Raw genomic sequence first — 16,602 nt, forward strand, 5'->3', positions numbered from 1 at the left:
ACACCTGCTTCAGACAACGGACTGTTGTAGACCGAGAATGATGCAGTTGCCGTTGACAAGGCATGGAGTGGCGAGAAGCCTTCTCCTGTTTTCACATCATGAAGATTAATGTTCCGTTGTGCGAACGTTCCCCGTTCAGAATCTTGACCGCTCAAGCGGATGGGTGTTCCATCTGAGAGAATCGAAGCGAACGCCAATGTTTCGGCATGTCCCCAGTCAATTCCGTTCTTCGTTGAGAACGCATCCGTCCGGCGCTTCAGGACCTTCTCAAGTTTATGGAACACTTGGAAGCCGTCCGGCCACTGTAATAATTCTTCATTGTACGCCGTCAATGTTTCAATCGAGACCCCTGTCTCGATGGTCGGAACGCCTTTAAAGACGACGTCCGGCATGACCCCACCATACTCTTTCTCGACGTTTGGTACTTTTTCACGAGCTGCTTTCATCTGGTCATTGATCGATGTTTCAATCGATTGAATTTCGTCAGCTGTCGCATCCCCGTTCGCGACAAGTGTTTTCCCGTACAAGACACGAATTGGATCATGTTTATGAATCAAATCGTATAAGACCGGGTTCGTATTCATCGGTTCATCCATTTCGTTATGACCAAAACGACGATATCCGATCAAATCAATCATGACATCCTTCTTAAACGTTGCCCGGTACTCGCTCGCGAGCAACGCGACAGCGAGACAGCTTTCCGGCTCATCCGCATTGACGTGGAAGACTGGGATCTCATATCCTTTGGCAAGATCACTCGAGTAACGCGTCGAACGGGAGTCCGTCGGCTCCGTCGTGAAGCCGATCGTGTTGTTCGCGATGATATGAATCGTTCCGCCGGTGTTATATCCTTTGAGATTCGCTAAGTTCAATGTTTCAGCCACGATTCCTTGACCTGGGAACGCTGCATCACCGTGGATCAGGATCGCAGCAGCAGCCGCTTGCTCTTGGCGTGGTGCTCCTTTTTGTGAGCGATCATCTTGTGCCGCACGTGTGAAGCCTTCGACGACTGGGTCGACGAACTCAAGGTGCGACGGATTGTTCGCAAGCGTCATCCGCACGTTACGTGTCTCTTGCTCAAGTTTTCGGTTTAAACCGAGGTGATACTTCACGTCGCCCGTCCAACCGTACGTGATCCCAATCGAGCCTTCAGATGGTACGAGGTCGTGGTTTGGTGCATGCTGGAACTCAGCAAAGATCATTTCATACGGCTTCCCGAGTACGTGCGCCAAAACGTTCAACCGTCCACGGTGTGCCATTCCGATATTGATCGTCTCCGACCCGTTCGAGATGAGGTGTCCGACGATTGTGTCGAGCAATGGCACCATCGCGTCAAGTCCTTCAATCGAGAAGCGTTTTTGACCAACGTATGTTTTGTGCAAGTATTTTTCGAAGAGGTCCGTTTCAGCTAAGCGTTTGAACAACTGTTTCTTTTGTTCAGCATCTAGCGTCGCTGTCAAAGCACCTTGCTCGATTTTCTGACGGAGCCATTTCTTTTCATCGAGATCGTCGACATGCTGGAACTCAACTGCGGCTGCTCCCGTGTACTGCGCTTTTAAATGTTCGATGCCTTCAAACGCGTCCTGTACACCAGTTGGTGGTTCAGGACAGACGAGTGAGACTGGCATTTTTCGAAGATCTGCTTCTGTCAATCCGTACTGACTCAATTCGAATAATCCTGTTTCTCGCGGATGGTCCTTCAGCGGATAGATATCCGCCGCAAGATGTCCTTTTGCACGAATTTGTTCCGCTAAACGATTCGCCGCAAGATATTTTTCGAAATCTCCTGTCTCGACTTGCATCGGTACAACTGGTTCCGTCACGGGTGCACCATGCTCTTCGAAATAAGCACGTGTCTCCTCATCAACGGATGTTTTGTCTTCTAAAAAACGCTCGTACAATTCAATGATGTAGCCAAGGTTTGGTCCATAGAATGCTTGTTGATCTTGCTCGTGGCCTGCCATGTACGGTTCCCCCCGTTTCTATATTTCTCCCCACACATCCAGTGGATACTCGATGTGTTTCCAGCCCTCTACCTGTTAGCGCTTTCAAAAGGAATTGCATGAATAAAACGCTGAACGTCATGAGAAGGAATGATCGTGTCATTCTTCCATGAAAGTGCCTTCGTTACTATATTACTACTCTTTTCCTGTGTGTGCATTTCGAATTCCCAAATTCTTGCGCTTAAATGTATAAGTTTTTCTTATGAGCGCTTAGCCAGTTATTTATGATTCGTCAAAAAACCGGCGTATCCGCATTTAGATACGCCGGTTCCATCATAAGACTTTACTAAGGAACGATTGCGTCCGTTCGTGTTGTGGAGAATCAAACAATGCTTGTGGCACGTTCTCTTCGACGATATAGCCACCATCCATGAATAAGACGCGATCTCCAACCTCTCGAGCAAATCCCATCTCATGGGTCACGACGACCATCGTCATGCCTTCAAGGGCAAGCTGTTTCATGACGGCAAGCACGTCACCGACCATTTCCGGGTCAAGCGCTGACGTTGGCTCATCAAACAACATGATTTTCGGATTCATCGCAAGCGCGCGGGCAATCGCGACCCGCTGTTTTTGACCTCCAGATAATTCACCTGGATAATTATCCGCTTTTTCACGTAATCCGACTTTATCGAGTAGTTCAAGTGCCCGCTGTTTCGCCTGTTCTTTATCCGATTTACGCACTTTAATCGGTGCGAGCGTGACGTTTTCTAGCACGGTCTTATGTGGGAAGAGATTAAAATGTTGAAAGACCATCCCGACTTCTTCCCGGACCTTGTTGATATCGACCTTTGGACTCGTAATGTCGAAATCATCGACGATGACCGTGCCACCCGTGATCTCTTCCAATCGATTCAAACAGCGTAAAAACGTACTTTTCCCAGATCCCGACGGACCGATGACACAAACGACTTCTTTTTCTGCAATCGAGACGTTGATGTCTTTTAAGACTTCATTCGAACCGAAGGATTTTTTTAAGTTCTTCACTTCAATGATACTCATCGTAATGTAAACCTCCGTTCCAAGAACTTCGCCACTAAGGACAAGAGATAAATGATGACGAAGTACATCAATCCGACGACAGACCAGACGATAAATGGTTCGAACGTCGTCGATTGCTGAACCTGACCTTGTTGCGTCAAGTCAGCGATTCCGATGATCGACAGCAACGATGTATCTTTTAAGCTGATGATCGATTGGTTCGTAATCGTTGGTAACATCCGTCGGAATGCTTGCGGTAAGATGATCTGTACCATCGTTTGACGCCCTGTCATCCCGAGTGAACGCGCAGCTTCTGTTTGTCCTTTATCAATCGACTGGATACCAGCTCGAATGATCTCCGCAAAATAAGCACCGGCATTGATTGCGACCGTCAGTATCCCTGCATACATCCGGTCCATCGATAACCATTCGAGCGAATTGAGTCCAAAATAGATGAAGAATAACTGAACGATGAACGGCGTTCCGCGAATGACATCAATATAGACAATTGCGATCCCGTTTAAGATTTTTGATGGTGATAACCGCATCAATGCGACGACTAAGCCAATCAGAAAGCCGACGATGACCGCGATGATGAAAATATACAATGTGACTTGAAGCCCTTCCAAGAAAAATGGAAATGCGGTTTTGACCACTTCCATTGGCTATCCCACTCCCTTATCGCCTTGCGACTTATTTCAGATACGTGTCAACGATTTTATCGTATTCACCGTTTTCTTTCAGATTCGCAAGCCCTTTGTTGATTTTCTTCATCAGATCCTCGTTCTCACCTTTTAAGACAGCGATTCCGTAGTTGTCCCCGTTGAGACGGTCTCCGACAAGTTTTAATCCAAGGTTTTGTTGTTTGTTTGCATATGAGATGACAGGATAATCTTCAATCAAAGCAGCAGCGTTACCATTCTTCACTTCTTGGAACATCGCTGGACTGTCATTGAACTGTGTGACTGTAAAGCCCAGTTTATCTGCGTTATCCGTTGCATATTTCGCACCCGTCGTTCCCTTTTTGACGGCTACTTTTTTCCCTTTTAAATCGTTGACAGATTTAATACCATTCTCATCTTCTTTGACGACTAGAATAAGACCAGCTTTGAAGTATGGATCCGAGAATGTGACGACTTTCTTCCGTTCTGGCGTAATACTCATACCGGCAATGGCAACGTCCAATTGATTTGCTTGAAGTGCCGGAATGATGCCGCTAAAGTCCATCGCTTCAAATTGAATCTTGAAGTTCTGATCCTTCGCGATTGCTTTCATGAGATCGATGTCGATTCCTTTGTACGTATCCCCGTCTTTATATTCGAATGGTGGATACGTGACGTCAATGCCGACCTTATAAGTCTTTCCTTCAGACGACTCTTCTTCTTTCGAACCGATGCTACATGCACCAAGTACGAGAACACAGCTCATCAAGAGCGCTAGCAAGATACTCCCTTTTTTCATGTTTGTTTCCCCTCTCCTATGTGTTAAAGATTGTCTACTTCACTTAGTACTTTCCCTGAAGAGTACCCTCTTTAAAACGTATTTTACCAGAAAAATTCTAAAAAGATAAATATTTCTGAATTTTTATTCGTTGTAATCGTTTTCTATTCAGCAATAAAAAAAGGGCAACCCCCTGCTGGGATTGCCTCCTTCAATCATTTATGCCGCCGAGAGGACTTGAACCTCCACGGTGTTGCCACCACTAGATTCTGAGTCTAGCGCGTCTACCAGTTCCGCCACGACGACGTTGATTTATGATATTAATATAGCGGGTAAAGAACGGAGTTGTCAATCATTTCGCAAGATGTTGCGAACGAACTTCTCGACGACATCATCATACAATGCTGGATCCTCAAAATAGGCCATCGCATGAGCGGCATTCGGAATGACGACGAGCTCTTTTTCCGTTGGACAAGCTTCATACAGCTCATACACCATGTCTGTCGGTACGAATGTATCCGCCCCACCATGGATGAACAAAATCGGTACTTGTGCCTTTTTGACCTGTTTCAGCGCAGATGCTTCACGGAACGTATAACCAGCCTTTAGCTTCGTCAATACGCTCGTCATGCCTAAGAACGGAAAGTGTGGTAGACGGTACATCCGCTTCATCTGATACGCAAGGACTGCATTAACGGACGTATAGGCACAATCAGAAATGATTCCTTTGATTTGTGGTGGGAGTTGTTCGCCACTCGTCATCAATACGGTCGCCCCTCCCATCGATACGCCATGCAGGAATAGTTTCGCCTCCTGTCCGATCCGTTCAATCAGATAGTTCGACCAACTGAGACAATCTTCCCGATCATGCCATCCGAATCCGATGTAGTGACCGTCACTCATTCCGTGTCCACGATTATCGGGCATCATGACATGGAAACCGGCCTGATGGTACAGATAGGCGAATCCGGCTAAATCCGTTCCGACGCCTCCGTACCCGTGCACGAGAATGACGATCCGATCTGACGGAACAGGTGACGGAAGAAAATGCCCGCGTAACGTTAAACCGTCTTTCGCTTCAATCTCGATCCGCTCAAGCGGTTGCTCCTTGATCCATGTCTGACCAGGTTGCATCAATCGGACCATCTCGTCACTTAGATCTCGATTATTCGATAAGAATGGCTTTGGATTCGTAGCGATTGCCATCTCGTAAAAATAATAACTCGCTGCTACTAATCCGGATCCGATGACTCCGATTCCAATTTTTGTTCTGCGACGCATCTGCCCCACTCCTTCTTTCCGTTATAACTCGATCTTCAGTTGAGCAGCATGGTCATCCTCTTCATCCTGCAAGACTTGTTGACGTAATCGCTGTTCTTGTTGCTGACGCCGGTAGGCAAATTCTTGGACGAGCTCTGTACCCGTGAATCCATCTTCTACGAGTTCGCTCAATAAATCTGTTTCTGTCTCGACGACCTCCCCCGGACGTCGCATGACGAGAACATCTCCAACTTGTGCAATCAGCAATTCATCTTCTAGACGAAGTGCATCGTAAAATGGTTCCGGTAACGTCATCCGACGTGTCTCCGGATTGATATGGACGCGTTTATAAACGCCTAATGCTTGAAACTTACGACGTGCCATTGCGTGCTCTCCTTTTTAGTTGAACGTCAGATCGATTCGTGAATCTTTTCCTTGAATACGAACCGTACCCGTCGCTCCATTGATTAACGTCACCTGCGGCGGCTGATGACCGATGTCAAGATCGTATAAGACTGGTAAGCCTGTCTCATCCGCTAGATATTGATACACGTTTAGCCATGTCAGGTCTTCTGTAATCCTTGCAGACGTGCGCCCGAATAAAAAGCCAGCCGCATGGTTGAACCATCCAGCATACGCCATTTGTCGCAGCGTCCGGTGCACCTCTGCCGAATTCGCTTCAGACACCTCAAAGTACCAGAGTATCGGTTCTCCGTTGATCTCTTCACGCTGGAAACGCTGCACATCTCCATACGGTGTCCCAATCAGATGGCGAATCGTCTCTAGGCACCCACCAAGTATACGTCCGGTCACTTCTGTTCGCTCATCAAGTGCTTTCCATTCCGTCGCTTCCGTTAGCTGAAATAACGAACCTGCTGGACGTTCTTCATCAGTCCATTTGGATTGATAACGATCGGAAGCCCACTGTGTAACGGTTCCTCCAGTTGGCGTCGCAAGTACTCGTCGCCAGGCACTTGTCGTCTCGTCCCATTCTTCACTTCGAAGCTCAACGAAATTCGGACCATGTGCTGTTGCAATTCCCGTCTGAAGCGTCAGACTGAGCAATAGCGTACTGATATCGGAATAGCCAAGCAACCATTTTGTTTGGTAAGTAGCTAGCGTCAACTCAGGTAAAAGATCAATGGCGCGTTCCCCGCCAAATGGCGGGATGACGGCATCAATCGTCTCATCCGTCATCATGCGGTTCAATTCTTCGGCCCGTTGTTTAGCCGGTGCACTCTCAGCATGTTGATGCGACCAAATCGTTTCGCCTAAACGGACGTTCATTTGTCGTGCTTGTACCTGTTCAACTGCTCGTTCGACCCATTCCTGTTGCTGTTCACTTAATCCGGAGGAGGGCGCCGTCACTCCGATCGTTTGACCTGTCCAACCTAAAAATGGATATTTCATGGTGACCCCCTAAAATGTCATAGTGTGAAACTATCTTCTCGTCAAAATATGAGTTCATTATACCGTTCTTATGCCGCATTACCAACTTTTATCCTGTTCGAACGTCGTGATACGAACAAAAAACACGATTCCGTACGAGCGACCTGAATGAACAAGTCACCTCGACGAAACCGTGTTTGATTCCTTAGCTTGATGCTGATAGTTCAGCGTATTCCTCTTGCGTGAACGCACGGGAGCGTGTCAAAAAACGTTTCCCTTCGACACCTTCAAGAGAGAACATTCCGCCTCGACCATCCACGACATCAATGATGAGTTGCGTATGTTTCCAGTACTCATATTGATCTTCATGAATATAAAACGGACAACCACCGATCTCTCCCAGTTTTTTATCCTGATCTCCCAGGAATAGATCACCCTGCGCAAAACACATCGGGGAACTGCCATCGCAACAACCACCAGATTGATGAAACATCAACGGACCGTGTTTTTCTCTCAACTGGTCGATTAACTCTAGACAAGCTGCTGTCGCCTGAACACGTTCCACCATTTGCATCCACGTCCTTTCCGACTTAGAAGAAACCGAGTTTATTCGGGTTGTAGCTAACGAGTAGGTTTTTCGTCCGTTGGTAATGGTTGAGCATCATCTTATGGTTTTCACGTCCGATCCCTGACATTTTGTAACCACCAAACGCCGCGTGAGCTGGATATTGGTGATAACAGTTCGTCCAGACGCGTCCTGCTTCGATCGCACGCCCAAACCGATAAGCACGGTTCATATCACGTGTCCAGACTCCGGCACCAAGACCATATAACGTATCATTCGCAATTTCGAGCGCTTCTTCTTCCGTCTTGAATGTCGTAACCGACAAGACCGGTCCGAAAATTTCTTCTTGGAAGATTCGCATCTTATTGTGTCCTTTGAAGATCGTTGGTTGGATGTAATATCCTTCTGCAAGATCCCCTTCAAGCATGTTACGCTCTCCACCGATGAGACACTCTGCGCCTTCCGACTTACCGATTTCAAGATATGAAAGGATTTTCTCCATCTGTTCGTTCGAAGCTTGAGCCCCCATCATGACGTCCGAATCAAGAGGATTTCCGATCTTGATGGCTTTGACACGCTCTAGAACACGTTCCATGAACGGCTCGTAAATTGATTCTTGAATCAAGGCACGCGACGGACACGTACAGACTTCTCCTTGGTTCAACGCAAACATCAGTAATCCTTCGATTGCTTTATCGAAGAAAGCATCATCTGCCTGCATGATATCTTCGAAGAAGATGTTCGGTGATTTCCCACCGAGTTCGAGTGTGACCGGAATCAGGTTCTGTGATGCGTACTGCATGATCAAACGTCCTGTCGTCGTCTCACCCGTAAAGGCGATTTTTGCGATTCGTTTGCTTGAAGCGAGCGGTTTTCCTGCCTCGAGACCAAATCCATTGACGATGTTCACGACACCAGGTGGCAATAGATCTTCAACAAGTTCCATGAGCACCATGATGCTCGCTGGTGTTTGTTCTGCTGGTTTTAAGACGACACAGTTTCCTGCTGCGAGAGCCGGTGCCAGCTTCCAGACAGCCATCAGGAGAGGGAAGTTCCACGGAATGATTTGACCAACGACGCCAAGTGGCTCATGGAAGTGGTACGCTACCGTGTCTTGATCGAGTTCGCCGACCGAACCTTCTTGGGCACGGATGACGCCGGCGAAATAACGGAAGTGATCGATTGCGAGCGGTAGATCGGCGTTGAGTGTCTCACGGACCGCTTTCCCGTTCTCAAGTGTCTCTGCATAAGCGAGCATCTCAAGGTTTTCTTCCATCCGATTCGCGATTTTATTTAAAATGTTTGAGCGTTCCGTTACAGACGTTTTCCCCCATGCTTCTTTTGCCGCGTGTGCTGCATCAAGAGCCAGTTCGATGTCTTCCTTACCGGAACGAGCGACTTGGCACAATACTTTACCAGTGACAGGTGTGACATTATCAAAATATTCTCCCCCGACAGGTGCCGTCCACTTTCCATTGATGTAATTTTCATACCGTTCCTTGTACTGTACTTTTGACCCTTGCTTGTTCGGAATGTCATAAATCATGCGTTATTTCCTCCCTCAACTAAAATGGTCAAGCAGTGAGACGGATGCTTGTATGCGCTTACATTTTAATATAGGCTAAAACAGCCCCCTCGATACCATCGTACCAAAATTATATGAAAAGTCAAAAAATTCCGGTAAATATCTGTGATTTTTTTCGAGAAAAAACATCTCCATTTTCGGGAGATGTTTTGCCGGTCAAGACCGTGTCGGGTCAATTCCGTCTTCTTGGTCAGACGGTGTATCGGAACTACCGAAATCACTTACTTTCGAGAATCCATCCGTATCACCGTCGATGTCTTTCCCGCGGGCTGTAACAGATGGATCCAGTACATCTTCTTCACTTGGTCGCGAATTCGGATCGTTCTCGTTTTGTTCTGCTTCTTCTTTTGCATGCTCGATACATAATAGCGTTTCCGGAATGATATCAAGACGTTCAATCTCAATCTCTTTTCCACAGACCTTACAAATGCCATACGTTCCGTCCTCGATCGCTTTTAGGGCACGATCCACATCAGAGAGCATATCCTCTTGCATGTCCGTGATCGCTTGATCGCGTTCCCGCAAGAACAATTCATCGCCGGAATCGGCAGGATGATTATCGTAACTCGACAATTCACCTTCATCGTAATCCATATCGCGTTGTTCGATGTTTGATGTCGTCTTTTCTTTTTCCTTTAATAATCGTTGCTTGAATTCTTCCGTCTGTTGTTTAGATAACATGATTGTTCGACTCCCCTTCGTTAGAACCTCTGTTAAGAATGTAGCCTATTCGAAGAAGAGTTAAACCATCACGAACACTTATAAGAACGAATTGATCCATGAAGATCACAGATAACCGTCATGCATTCATTCCCATCGTTAAAACAAATCTGATGTGATCGTCCGTTCTTGGATGTCGTGATGTCATCGATCCACAGTTGCGAAGCATCTGCCGAAGACAGCATCGCGATTTTGTCACGAATCATGAATAAATCAAACGGTAACAGATTCAAGGATTGAATCGTTAACCCATGTTTACGGAAGAGTGGATCAAGCTGGTATTGCGAAAGACTATATAAAGACTTTTCCGTCCCACCAATCAGTAGTTGAATCGAATGTGACGGTTCATGACTGTCGATTCGTTCCTTATGCAGGATGATTCGTCCTCGAACTCCAGACTCATTGAAAATTCGTTGCGTATCCTCTTGTGAAAGGCGTGGTCCGCCTTCCTTGACCTTTAAGACGATGTGAGCGAATTCCGCGAAATCCGGTTTTCCGATTTCAAGCGCTGGGATATGACGGACTTCTTCACGTTCAATGATTTCAATCAAGTCACGCTCGACTTGGACACTGACCGTATCTGTTGAAAAGACACGGACGTCGATCACGAATTGATCAAGTACCGCATTTACTTCGATCGTATACGTCAATTCAAGGTTTTTTTCTTGTTCAACCAACAAACGATTCAAGATGAGTTGATGCAATAAATGGACTGGTGTACGTGAAGAAAACTGACTCGAATAAATCAAATGTTTTGGTCCGGTTCCTTTTGTTGCTTTTGGTCGTGCTCCGTTTAATCTATATACGTTCACTTTATAATTCAACATATAATCACCTTCTCTTACCTGAAAAATCGGAATAGAGATGTTCCGTTCATATAGCGTACAATGTATTTTAATCGCTAAATATTCGTTTTCGAATATTCCAAATTGAATATACAAATTGAATATACAAATTGTAATCAAATTGTGATAGAAGAATTTCAAAAACTGGTTATTTCGATGACGATGCGCTACATGTTATTCGATATACAAAACCACCCTTCACGTGACGTGAAGGGTGGTGCGCACACTTATTCTCAAGCAATCGAATTGACTTGTTGTTGCATCGCTTCATAATGTTCAATGATTCGAGATCCAAGTGGATCCGTTGCTGACAGTTTTAGGTATGCGTTTAACGCATCTTCAATTCCATATTTCGTGATATACGCATTCAATTCAGAAGATTCTGAATCATTTGGATCGAAATAGGTCAGGGCTGCTGCGATCCCGCGTGCTAATCCATCTGCTTCGATCCCACGCTCCATCAATTCCTTCGCTGGTTTGACGAGTCGGTCACTTGGACTCAGTTTACGAATCGGTGAACGAGCAACACGAATGATTTCATCATGAATTCGCGGGTTTTCAAAGCGTTTCATATTCTTTTGGATATATGCACTATGGTCGACGGGGTTAAAGCCGTACTTTTCAAGTAACAACCACCCTGTTTCATAAAGTGCTGTCTGGACACCACGACGGATGCGTGGATCCGTTAGACTTTCAGCGATCGTCTCTTTATGAAAGAGTGCTCCGAGGTACGAAGCAATCGCATGTCCCGTATTAACGGTGAACAGCTTCCGCTCAATGAACGGTTCGATGTTCTCGACATAAGTGACGCCTTCGATCCGTGGATAAGCTTCCGGTAGTCCAGTCGTCTCAATCACCCATTCGAAGAATTCTTCCACTTCGACGTATAACGGGTCTTCGTGATGTTGAAGCGGCACGATCCGGTCAACCGCTGCATTCGGAAAATACCAGTTCTCCGCTACCGTCTGATGTTTCGCTACCTCCGCTTGCAAGTGTTTTGACCCACCGATCATGTTCTCGCACGCAATGACGTAGACAGGTGTCTGTTGATCACGTTGACGTAACCCTTCCGCAATCAAAGGAGCTATTTTCGACAACAAGCTCGGACCGACAGCAGTCGTAATCACATCTGCATCGCGAATCGCTGCAATGACCTGATCCGGTTCAGACAAACTGTTGAGCGCCGTCACGCCGTCGACCCGTTCACGTCCTCCCTGTTCAGAGGCATAACCGACCTCGTAGGTATGGCGTGCTTTTAATGCATCGACGACCGTCGAATTGACATCTACGAAACAGACTTCGTAACCCGTCTTGACGAGTTGTAAGCCGATGAAACCACGTCCGATGTTACCGGCACCAAAATGGATGGCTTTCATGCTTACACCTCCGCTGTCAATAAGGCGATGATTTCTTCTTTTGATGTCGCTGCCACGATACGCTCGACGTTCTCCTCATCGGAGCAAATGACCGCGATATTCGAGAGCAACTCGAGATGTTCGTCCCCGACGCCAGCGATACCGATGACGAGTCGTGCTTGTTCCGTTCCGAACGTTACGCCTTGCGGTACTTGTAGAATCGATAGTCCTGTTTTCTTGACTTGTGATTTAGCCGACTCTGTTCCGTGGGGAATTGCGACATGATTACCGATATAGACCGTTGATAAAGCGTGACGCTCTTGCATTGAATCGATATAACCCGCTTCGACATATCCATGATCGACGAGGAGTTGACCGGCAGCCGTAATGGCTGCCGTCTCGTCTGCGAATTGTTGGTTCAGTAATACAAGTTCCGGTGAAAGGTTCATTGTCGTTGTCATGTTTATTCCTCCTTGAATATCTCTATCTTTATTTTTAAGAAATCTTATTTCGTGCTGTTTCGATCTCATGAACAAGTTGATCATAATATCCGGCATTTAAGAAATTATCGACTGATCGGTGTTCTGCCGTTGGTACCTGTTCCTTCGCCCGCTCCGTCAAATCACGATGCGTGATGATCAGTTCGGCGTTTTGCGGCAATTGACTGATCGACGTATTCGTTACCTTGATCGGTAAGCCCGCTTTGTTGATTTTATTGCGAAGGACGGATGCCCCCATCGCACTCGATCCCATACCAGCGTCACAAGCGAAAATGATATGTTCGACTTCTGCAAGTGGTTTAGCATCAGCTGAAACGAGTGTCGAGGCAATCGATTGTTTTCCTTTCATCGCACTAACGTTCGCGCTTGCTTCTTCAAGGGATGTCTCTTTTGCTTTGCTTGTCTTCAGCAGAACAGTTGAGACAACGAAGGTCACAGATGCTGAAACAAGGACACCGGCGATCAATCCGACGTAAGAACCGCGGGATGCCATTGCAAGAACCGCAATGATACTACCTGGTGAAGCAGGTGCGACTAAACCGACATCAAATAGGACGAATGTGAGGATCCCACTCATACCACCTGCGATCATCGCAAGCAATAAGACCGGCTTCATCAAGACATATGGGAAGTAAATTTCGTGAATCCCACCGATGAACTGAATGAACGCGGCACCCGGTGCTGTTTTCTTTGCCGCACCAGAACCGAAGAACGAGTAAGCGAGTAACAATCCGAGACCCGGACCAGGGTTGGCTTCGAGTAAGAACAGAACTGATTTGCCCGCCTCGTTTACTTGATCGAGACCCAGTGGGCTTAAGATGCCGTGGTTGATGGCGTTGTTCAAGAATAAAATTTTCGCTGGTTCAATGAACAAACTCGCTAATGGTAGCAAGTGTGCACTGACGATCGCACCAACTGCTGCAGCCATGATGTCGTCAAGACCTGTCATGAGTGGTCCGAATACTTTGAATCCACCGAGCATCAACAACCCACCGATGATCCCGACCGAGAAATTGTTGACGAGCATCTCGAGACCTGGCTTGATTTTTCCTTCGATCAACTGATCGAACTTTTTGATGACGTATCCGCCAAGTGGTCCCATGATCATGGCACCGAGGAACATCGGAATCTCTGTTCCGACGATGACCCCCATCGTCGCGAGCGTCCCGACGACGCCTCCTCTGACGTCATGCATTAATTTCCCGCCCGTGTATCCGATCAGCAACGGTAAAAGATAGGTGATTGTCGGACCGACGAGTTCACCGAGTTCCTTATTTGGTGCCCATCCAGTTGGGATGAACAGTGCCGTGATGATCCCCCAGGCGATGAATGCACCGATGTTCGGCATGACCATACCGCTTAAAAAGCTTCCGAACCGTTGAACTTGTACACGGATGCCCCGTGCTCCATTTTGAGCTGTCGCCATTGTGTTAGCCTCCATTTCGTGTATGAGTTGATAAGATGATTGCTTTGCTATGACCTTATTGTAAGAGTACTGCAAGCGCTTACTCAATCTTTCCTAGTTCAGTCTTTGTCCAAGAAGTTGGACAGACTGGAAAGAAGCCTGCTTGACATAAAAAAATCCCTGTCACTTCAGGAATGGAGTGACAGGGATTTTTTCAAGTGTGACCGAGGAACTGATCAATGACCGTTCGAAACGTTCGATTCAATAGCAGACGAATCGTCTGTTCCTCCCCGAACTCGAATTGATCCATTTGTTCGGGACTCTCGATGATCGCAGCACTGATCGAACTGAGTAATTCAAGCAGTTCGTTCGAGGTCTCTTCCGGTGCGACCAAGACGAGGAGCCGTTCGACGGATTGTAACTGTTGATCCATTCCGAGCAAGTCGATCGGTTCAGGCAATTCAAAGATGAGGAATCCCCCTCGTTGAATCGTCGCATCGCGTCCGTGAAACAGCGCAAGCCGCGTTCCCGGAATACCAAGACCTGACATCTCATGACGACGTAGCAATTGTCCAGAGAGCGAAACAGCTGACTTCGCCAATCCTTGCTCGACCATGCGTGTACTGATCTCAAACAAGAGCGATTCAATCCCATCGCCCACCCGCTCTAACCGTTCCATTCGGAATCCGTCCGATACTTGAATGGACGACGCAACGAGCCGATGCAATTGCTCAAGTTCGAGCCATTCCGTTTTCGTCTTTCGCGGTGCCGGTTGAAAGGATTTAGGCAAGGCGAGAATTAATTTCCGAATCCGTTCGACCTCATCCTGAGGAAGCAATGGGTTGACGAGAAGATGTGGTGGACGAATGTCAGGCAATGGCACAGTCGACAATACAAAGTCGTACGAGTCGATTGGTAACCGTTCGATGCCAAACAGGGACGAGTTATCGATGTGCTCGAGTTCAGCGAATTCTTGCCGTAGCCGATTCATCAACAACTTCGAGGAACCGAGTCCAGCAGAGCAGACGACTAGAACACGATATGGGAGTTTTGGTGTCGGTTTGCTGAGCACGGCACCGAAATGCATGACCCAAAATGCTAAATCTACGTCTTCAAATGTCGCATCGGTGAAGATCGACAGTGCTGTTTGTTTGACCGCATCAAACAAGCGCGGATATTCCCGTTCGATTTGTTTGATGACATAGGACGGATTGACGCTATTTTGACGTGTGTACGATTGAATATGCGAGACGAGTCCGCGTTCTAGCGCGTGATCCTTCGTAAAGTTCGTTCCATATAATAAGGAGACATGCTCAATCAATCGTTTTACACGAAGGCGCGTGACGAGTTCCTCCGTATCTCCTGCGTCCGATTGAAAGAAAGCACGCAATTCTTCTGATAACCATTGGCGTTCGGCAATCGACAACGTGTCAGGTAAACGCTCTTCGACGCGTTCCACCCATTTGAGGATTTCGACCGGATACGCTTTTAACTCGTAACGCATCGGAAACTGATCTTTGCGTAACGCTTGTAAAGCTAAGCTGAGTGTCGCACGCATGATTTGTCGGTCATTGAGACGCCCTTCTTTCGTCAATGGCGCTATGACCGCGTACGCTTGATTGATCATCTCAAGCCAGGATGTTCGATTCATGCGTAACAGATGAGGTAATTGCCCGGCGTCGCCTTGTAACAACCGATAGAAAGCGAGAACATCCCATTGCGTAAAGATCAATGAAATCAGTAAACGGCGTTTGTTGATTTCTTCGCCGATGACTTCGGCACCAATACCTTTTTTGCGCTTGATTTCAAGGTCATATTGTAGAAACCATTCATCAATCCGTTCTAAATCCTGGCTAACGGTGCTCGGAGCCACATACATCGCATGGGCGATTGCCTGTAATTTGACCATCCCTTCTTCTTGTAGTAGCCGATACGCTAACTCGACTTGGCGATCTTCAGCGTTCGGTAATTGTTTATGTGACAATAAGAGTTGGTCCCGTAATGCATGTTTGGCTTCGTCCGTTCCCTCAATTAAGAGACCTCTGCCGCGAACATATGTCAAACGCAAATTATGATCTTCTAAAGACTGGGCAAGACGATCGCGTTCACGTTGAATCGTTCGTTCCGATGTCTCGAGCGTTTCCGCAATCTCTTGTATTTGAACAGGTTCCTCGCGTGATAAGAGGAAAAATAAGATATCATGTTCCCGTGGTGTAAATTCAGTCATGCAGCCTCACTCTTTTCTGCCAAGATTCGAGGATGACGTCATATGCAGTCGGATCAAGAATCCGATCGACTGGATGAACCGAACAATGTGTTTTCCATACGTGTCGATGGACGAGTTGCGTTTCTCCGACGATAAAAGCTGCTTGATCAGGTAGTTCTGCGATCCGACATGTCTTGACGTCTGTCGTAATACCACATTCAAGTAAGCGCTTTCTTAAAATCGTAGCCCCCATGATACTACTCGCCATTCCACTCTCGCATACGAAATAGATGATTTCTGAATTCATCTGTCATACCTCCTCTTCATTTTATAAGAATAGCAGAAATA

At 46.9% G+C, this 16,602-nt stretch carries 16 protein-coding genes and 1 tRNA gene; all 17 read right to left on the minus strand.

What is annotated here, in order from left to right:
* A partial coding sequence (locus F8N00_RS02810) for a thiamine pyrophosphate-dependent enzyme (RefSeq protein WP_421017764.1) occupies nt 1-1,964 on the minus strand: 1,964 nt, incomplete at its 3' end.
* 312 nt (nt 1,965-2,276) lie between these two features.
* The gene (locus F8N00_RS02815; protein WP_023468549.1) at nt 2,277-3,005 is read right to left on the minus strand and encodes an amino acid ABC transporter ATP-binding protein; all 729 of its coding nucleotides are present in this window, start codon (nt 3,003-3,005) and stop codon (nt 2,277-2,279) included.
* The gene (locus tag F8N00_RS02820; RefSeq protein ID WP_023468550.1) at nt 3,002-3,646 is read right to left on the minus strand and encodes an amino acid ABC transporter permease; all 645 of its coding nucleotides are present in this window, start codon (nt 3,644-3,646) and stop codon (nt 3,002-3,004) included. The genes F8N00_RS02815 and F8N00_RS02820 overlap by 4 nt, the downstream gene beginning before the upstream one ends.
* Nucleotides 3,647-3,677: 31 nt before the next feature.
* Nucleotides 3,678-4,445 carry a transporter substrate-binding domain-containing protein gene (locus F8N00_RS02825; RefSeq protein WP_023468551.1) on the minus strand — a complete coding sequence of 256 codons (768 nt, stop codon included), beginning with the start codon at nt 4,443-4,445 and terminating at the stop codon, nt 3,678-3,680.
* A 201-nt stretch (nt 4,446-4,646) separates the two neighbouring features.
* A tRNA-Leu gene (locus F8N00_RS02830) sits at nt 4,647-4,730 on the minus strand.
* 42 nt (nt 4,731-4,772) lie between these two features.
* Nucleotides 4,773-5,705 carry an alpha/beta hydrolase gene (locus tag F8N00_RS02835; RefSeq protein ID WP_055968447.1) on the minus strand — a complete coding sequence of 311 codons (933 nt, stop codon included), beginning with the start codon at nt 5,703-5,705 and terminating at the stop codon, nt 4,773-4,775.
* A gap of 21 nt (nt 5,706-5,726) precedes the next feature.
* The gene (locus tag F8N00_RS02840; protein ID WP_023468553.1) at nt 5,727-6,068 is read right to left on the minus strand and encodes a hypothetical protein; all 342 of its coding nucleotides are present in this window, start codon (nt 6,066-6,068) and stop codon (nt 5,727-5,729) included.
* A gap of 15 nt (nt 6,069-6,083) precedes the next feature.
* The gene (locus F8N00_RS02845) at nt 6,084-7,094 is read right to left on the minus strand and encodes a S66 family peptidase (protein WP_023468554.1); all 1,011 of its coding nucleotides are present in this window, start codon (nt 7,092-7,094) and stop codon (nt 6,084-6,086) included.
* Between the two features lie 184 nt (nt 7,095-7,278).
* Nucleotides 7,279-7,641, minus strand: coding sequence for a DUF779 domain-containing protein (locus tag F8N00_RS02850; RefSeq protein ID WP_023468555.1), 363 nt, complete (start codon nt 7,639-7,641; stop codon nt 7,279-7,281).
* Between the two features lie 22 nt (nt 7,642-7,663).
* Entirely contained in the window at nt 7,664-9,184 is a 1,521-nt protein-coding gene (adh, locus tag F8N00_RS02855; RefSeq protein WP_055968451.1) for an aldehyde dehydrogenase, read from the minus strand.
* 195 nt (nt 9,185-9,379) lie between these two features.
* Nucleotides 9,380-9,904 (minus strand): TraR/DksA C4-type zinc finger protein, encoded by a 525-nt coding sequence (locus tag F8N00_RS02860; protein WP_075642499.1) that lies wholly within the window; start codon nt 9,902-9,904, stop codon nt 9,380-9,382.
* Between the two features lie 68 nt (nt 9,905-9,972).
* The gene (locus tag F8N00_RS02865; RefSeq protein ID WP_075642500.1) at nt 9,973-10,770 is read right to left on the minus strand and encodes a hypothetical protein; all 798 of its coding nucleotides are present in this window, start codon (nt 10,768-10,770) and stop codon (nt 9,973-9,975) included.
* Nucleotides 10,771-11,021: 251 nt separating this feature from the next.
* Entirely contained in the window at nt 11,022-12,164 is a 1,143-nt protein-coding gene (locus F8N00_RS02870; RefSeq protein ID WP_075642501.1) for a mannitol-1-phosphate 5-dehydrogenase, read from the minus strand.
* A 2-nt stretch (nt 12,165-12,166) separates the two neighbouring features.
* A complete protein-coding gene (locus tag F8N00_RS02875; protein WP_244150215.1) occupies nt 12,167-12,604 on the minus strand; it encodes a PTS sugar transporter subunit IIA in 438 nt (145 codons plus the stop codon).
* A 34-nt stretch (nt 12,605-12,638) separates the two neighbouring features.
* Nucleotides 12,639-14,069 carry a PTS mannitol transporter subunit IICB gene (locus F8N00_RS02880; RefSeq protein ID WP_075642502.1) on the minus strand — a complete coding sequence of 477 codons (1,431 nt, stop codon included), beginning with the start codon at nt 14,067-14,069 and terminating at the stop codon, nt 12,639-12,641.
* A 193-nt stretch (nt 14,070-14,262) separates the two neighbouring features.
* The gene (locus F8N00_RS02885; protein ID WP_023468562.1) at nt 14,263-16,275 is read right to left on the minus strand and encodes a BglG family transcription antiterminator; all 2,013 of its coding nucleotides are present in this window, start codon (nt 16,273-16,275) and stop codon (nt 14,263-14,265) included.
* Complete coding sequence (locus F8N00_RS02890) at nt 16,268-16,561, minus strand: hypothetical protein (RefSeq protein WP_023468563.1); 294 nt, start codon at nt 16,559-16,561, stop codon at nt 16,268-16,270. The genes F8N00_RS02885 and F8N00_RS02890 overlap by 8 nt, the downstream gene beginning before the upstream one ends.
* Nucleotides 16,562-16,602 lie beyond the last annotated feature (41 nt).

The sequence above is a fragment of the Exiguobacterium sp. A1_3_1 genome (genome assembly GCF_048985645.1).
Lineage (GTDB): Bacteria > Bacillota > Bacilli > Exiguobacteriales > Exiguobacteriaceae > Exiguobacterium_A > Exiguobacterium_A indicum.

Excerpts from the sequence above, each read along its gene's own strand:
- F8N00_RS02860 (WP_075642499.1), bottom strand. The coding sequence starts at position 9,904 with ATGTTATCTAAACAACAGACGGAAGAATTCAAGCAACGATTATTAAAG.
- adh (WP_055968451.1), bottom strand. The coding sequence starts at position 9,184 with ATGATTTATGACATTCCGAACAAGCAAGGGTCAAAAGTACAGTACAAG.
- F8N00_RS02840 (WP_023468553.1), bottom strand. The coding sequence starts at position 6,068 with ATGGCACGTCGTAAGTTTCAAGCATTAGGCGTTTATAAACGCGTCCAT.
- F8N00_RS02845 (WP_023468554.1), bottom strand. The coding sequence starts at position 7,094 with ATGAAATATCCATTTTTAGGTTGGACAGGTCAAACGATCGGAGTGACG.
- F8N00_RS02870 (WP_075642501.1), bottom strand. The coding sequence starts at position 12,164 with ATGAAAGCCATCCATTTTGGTGCCGGTAACATCGGACGTGGTTTCATC.
- F8N00_RS02815 (WP_023468549.1), bottom strand. The coding sequence starts at position 3,005 with ATGAGTATCATTGAAGTGAAGAACTTAAAAAAATCCTTCGGTTCGAAT.
- F8N00_RS02850 (WP_023468555.1), bottom strand. The coding sequence starts at position 7,641 with ATGGTGGAACGTGTTCAGGCGACAGCAGCTTGTCTAGAGTTAATCGAC.
- F8N00_RS02835 (WP_055968447.1), bottom strand. The coding sequence starts at position 5,705 with ATGCGTCGCAGAACAAAAATTGGAATCGGAGTCATCGGATCCGGATTA.
- F8N00_RS02875 (WP_244150215.1), bottom strand. The coding sequence starts at position 12,604 with ATGACAACGACAATGAACCTTTCACCGGAACTTGTATTACTGAACCAA.
- F8N00_RS02890 (WP_023468563.1), bottom strand. The coding sequence starts at position 16,561 with ATGAATTCAGAAATCATCTATTTCGTATGCGAGAGTGGAATGGCGAGT.
- F8N00_RS02865 (WP_075642500.1), bottom strand. The coding sequence starts at position 10,770 with ATGTTGAATTATAAAGTGAACGTATATAGATTAAACGGAGCACGACCA.
- F8N00_RS02885 (WP_023468562.1), bottom strand. The coding sequence starts at position 16,275 with ATGACTGAATTTACACCACGGGAACATGATATCTTATTTTTCCTCTTA.
- F8N00_RS02880 (WP_075642502.1), bottom strand. The coding sequence starts at position 14,069 with ATGGCGACAGCTCAAAATGGAGCACGGGGCATCCGTGTACAAGTTCAA.
- F8N00_RS02820 (WP_023468550.1), bottom strand. The coding sequence starts at position 3,646 with ATGGAAGTGGTCAAAACCGCATTTCCATTTTTCTTGGAAGGGCTTCAA.
- F8N00_RS02825 (WP_023468551.1), bottom strand. The coding sequence starts at position 4,445 with ATGAAAAAAGGGAGTATCTTGCTAGCGCTCTTGATGAGCTGTGTTCTC.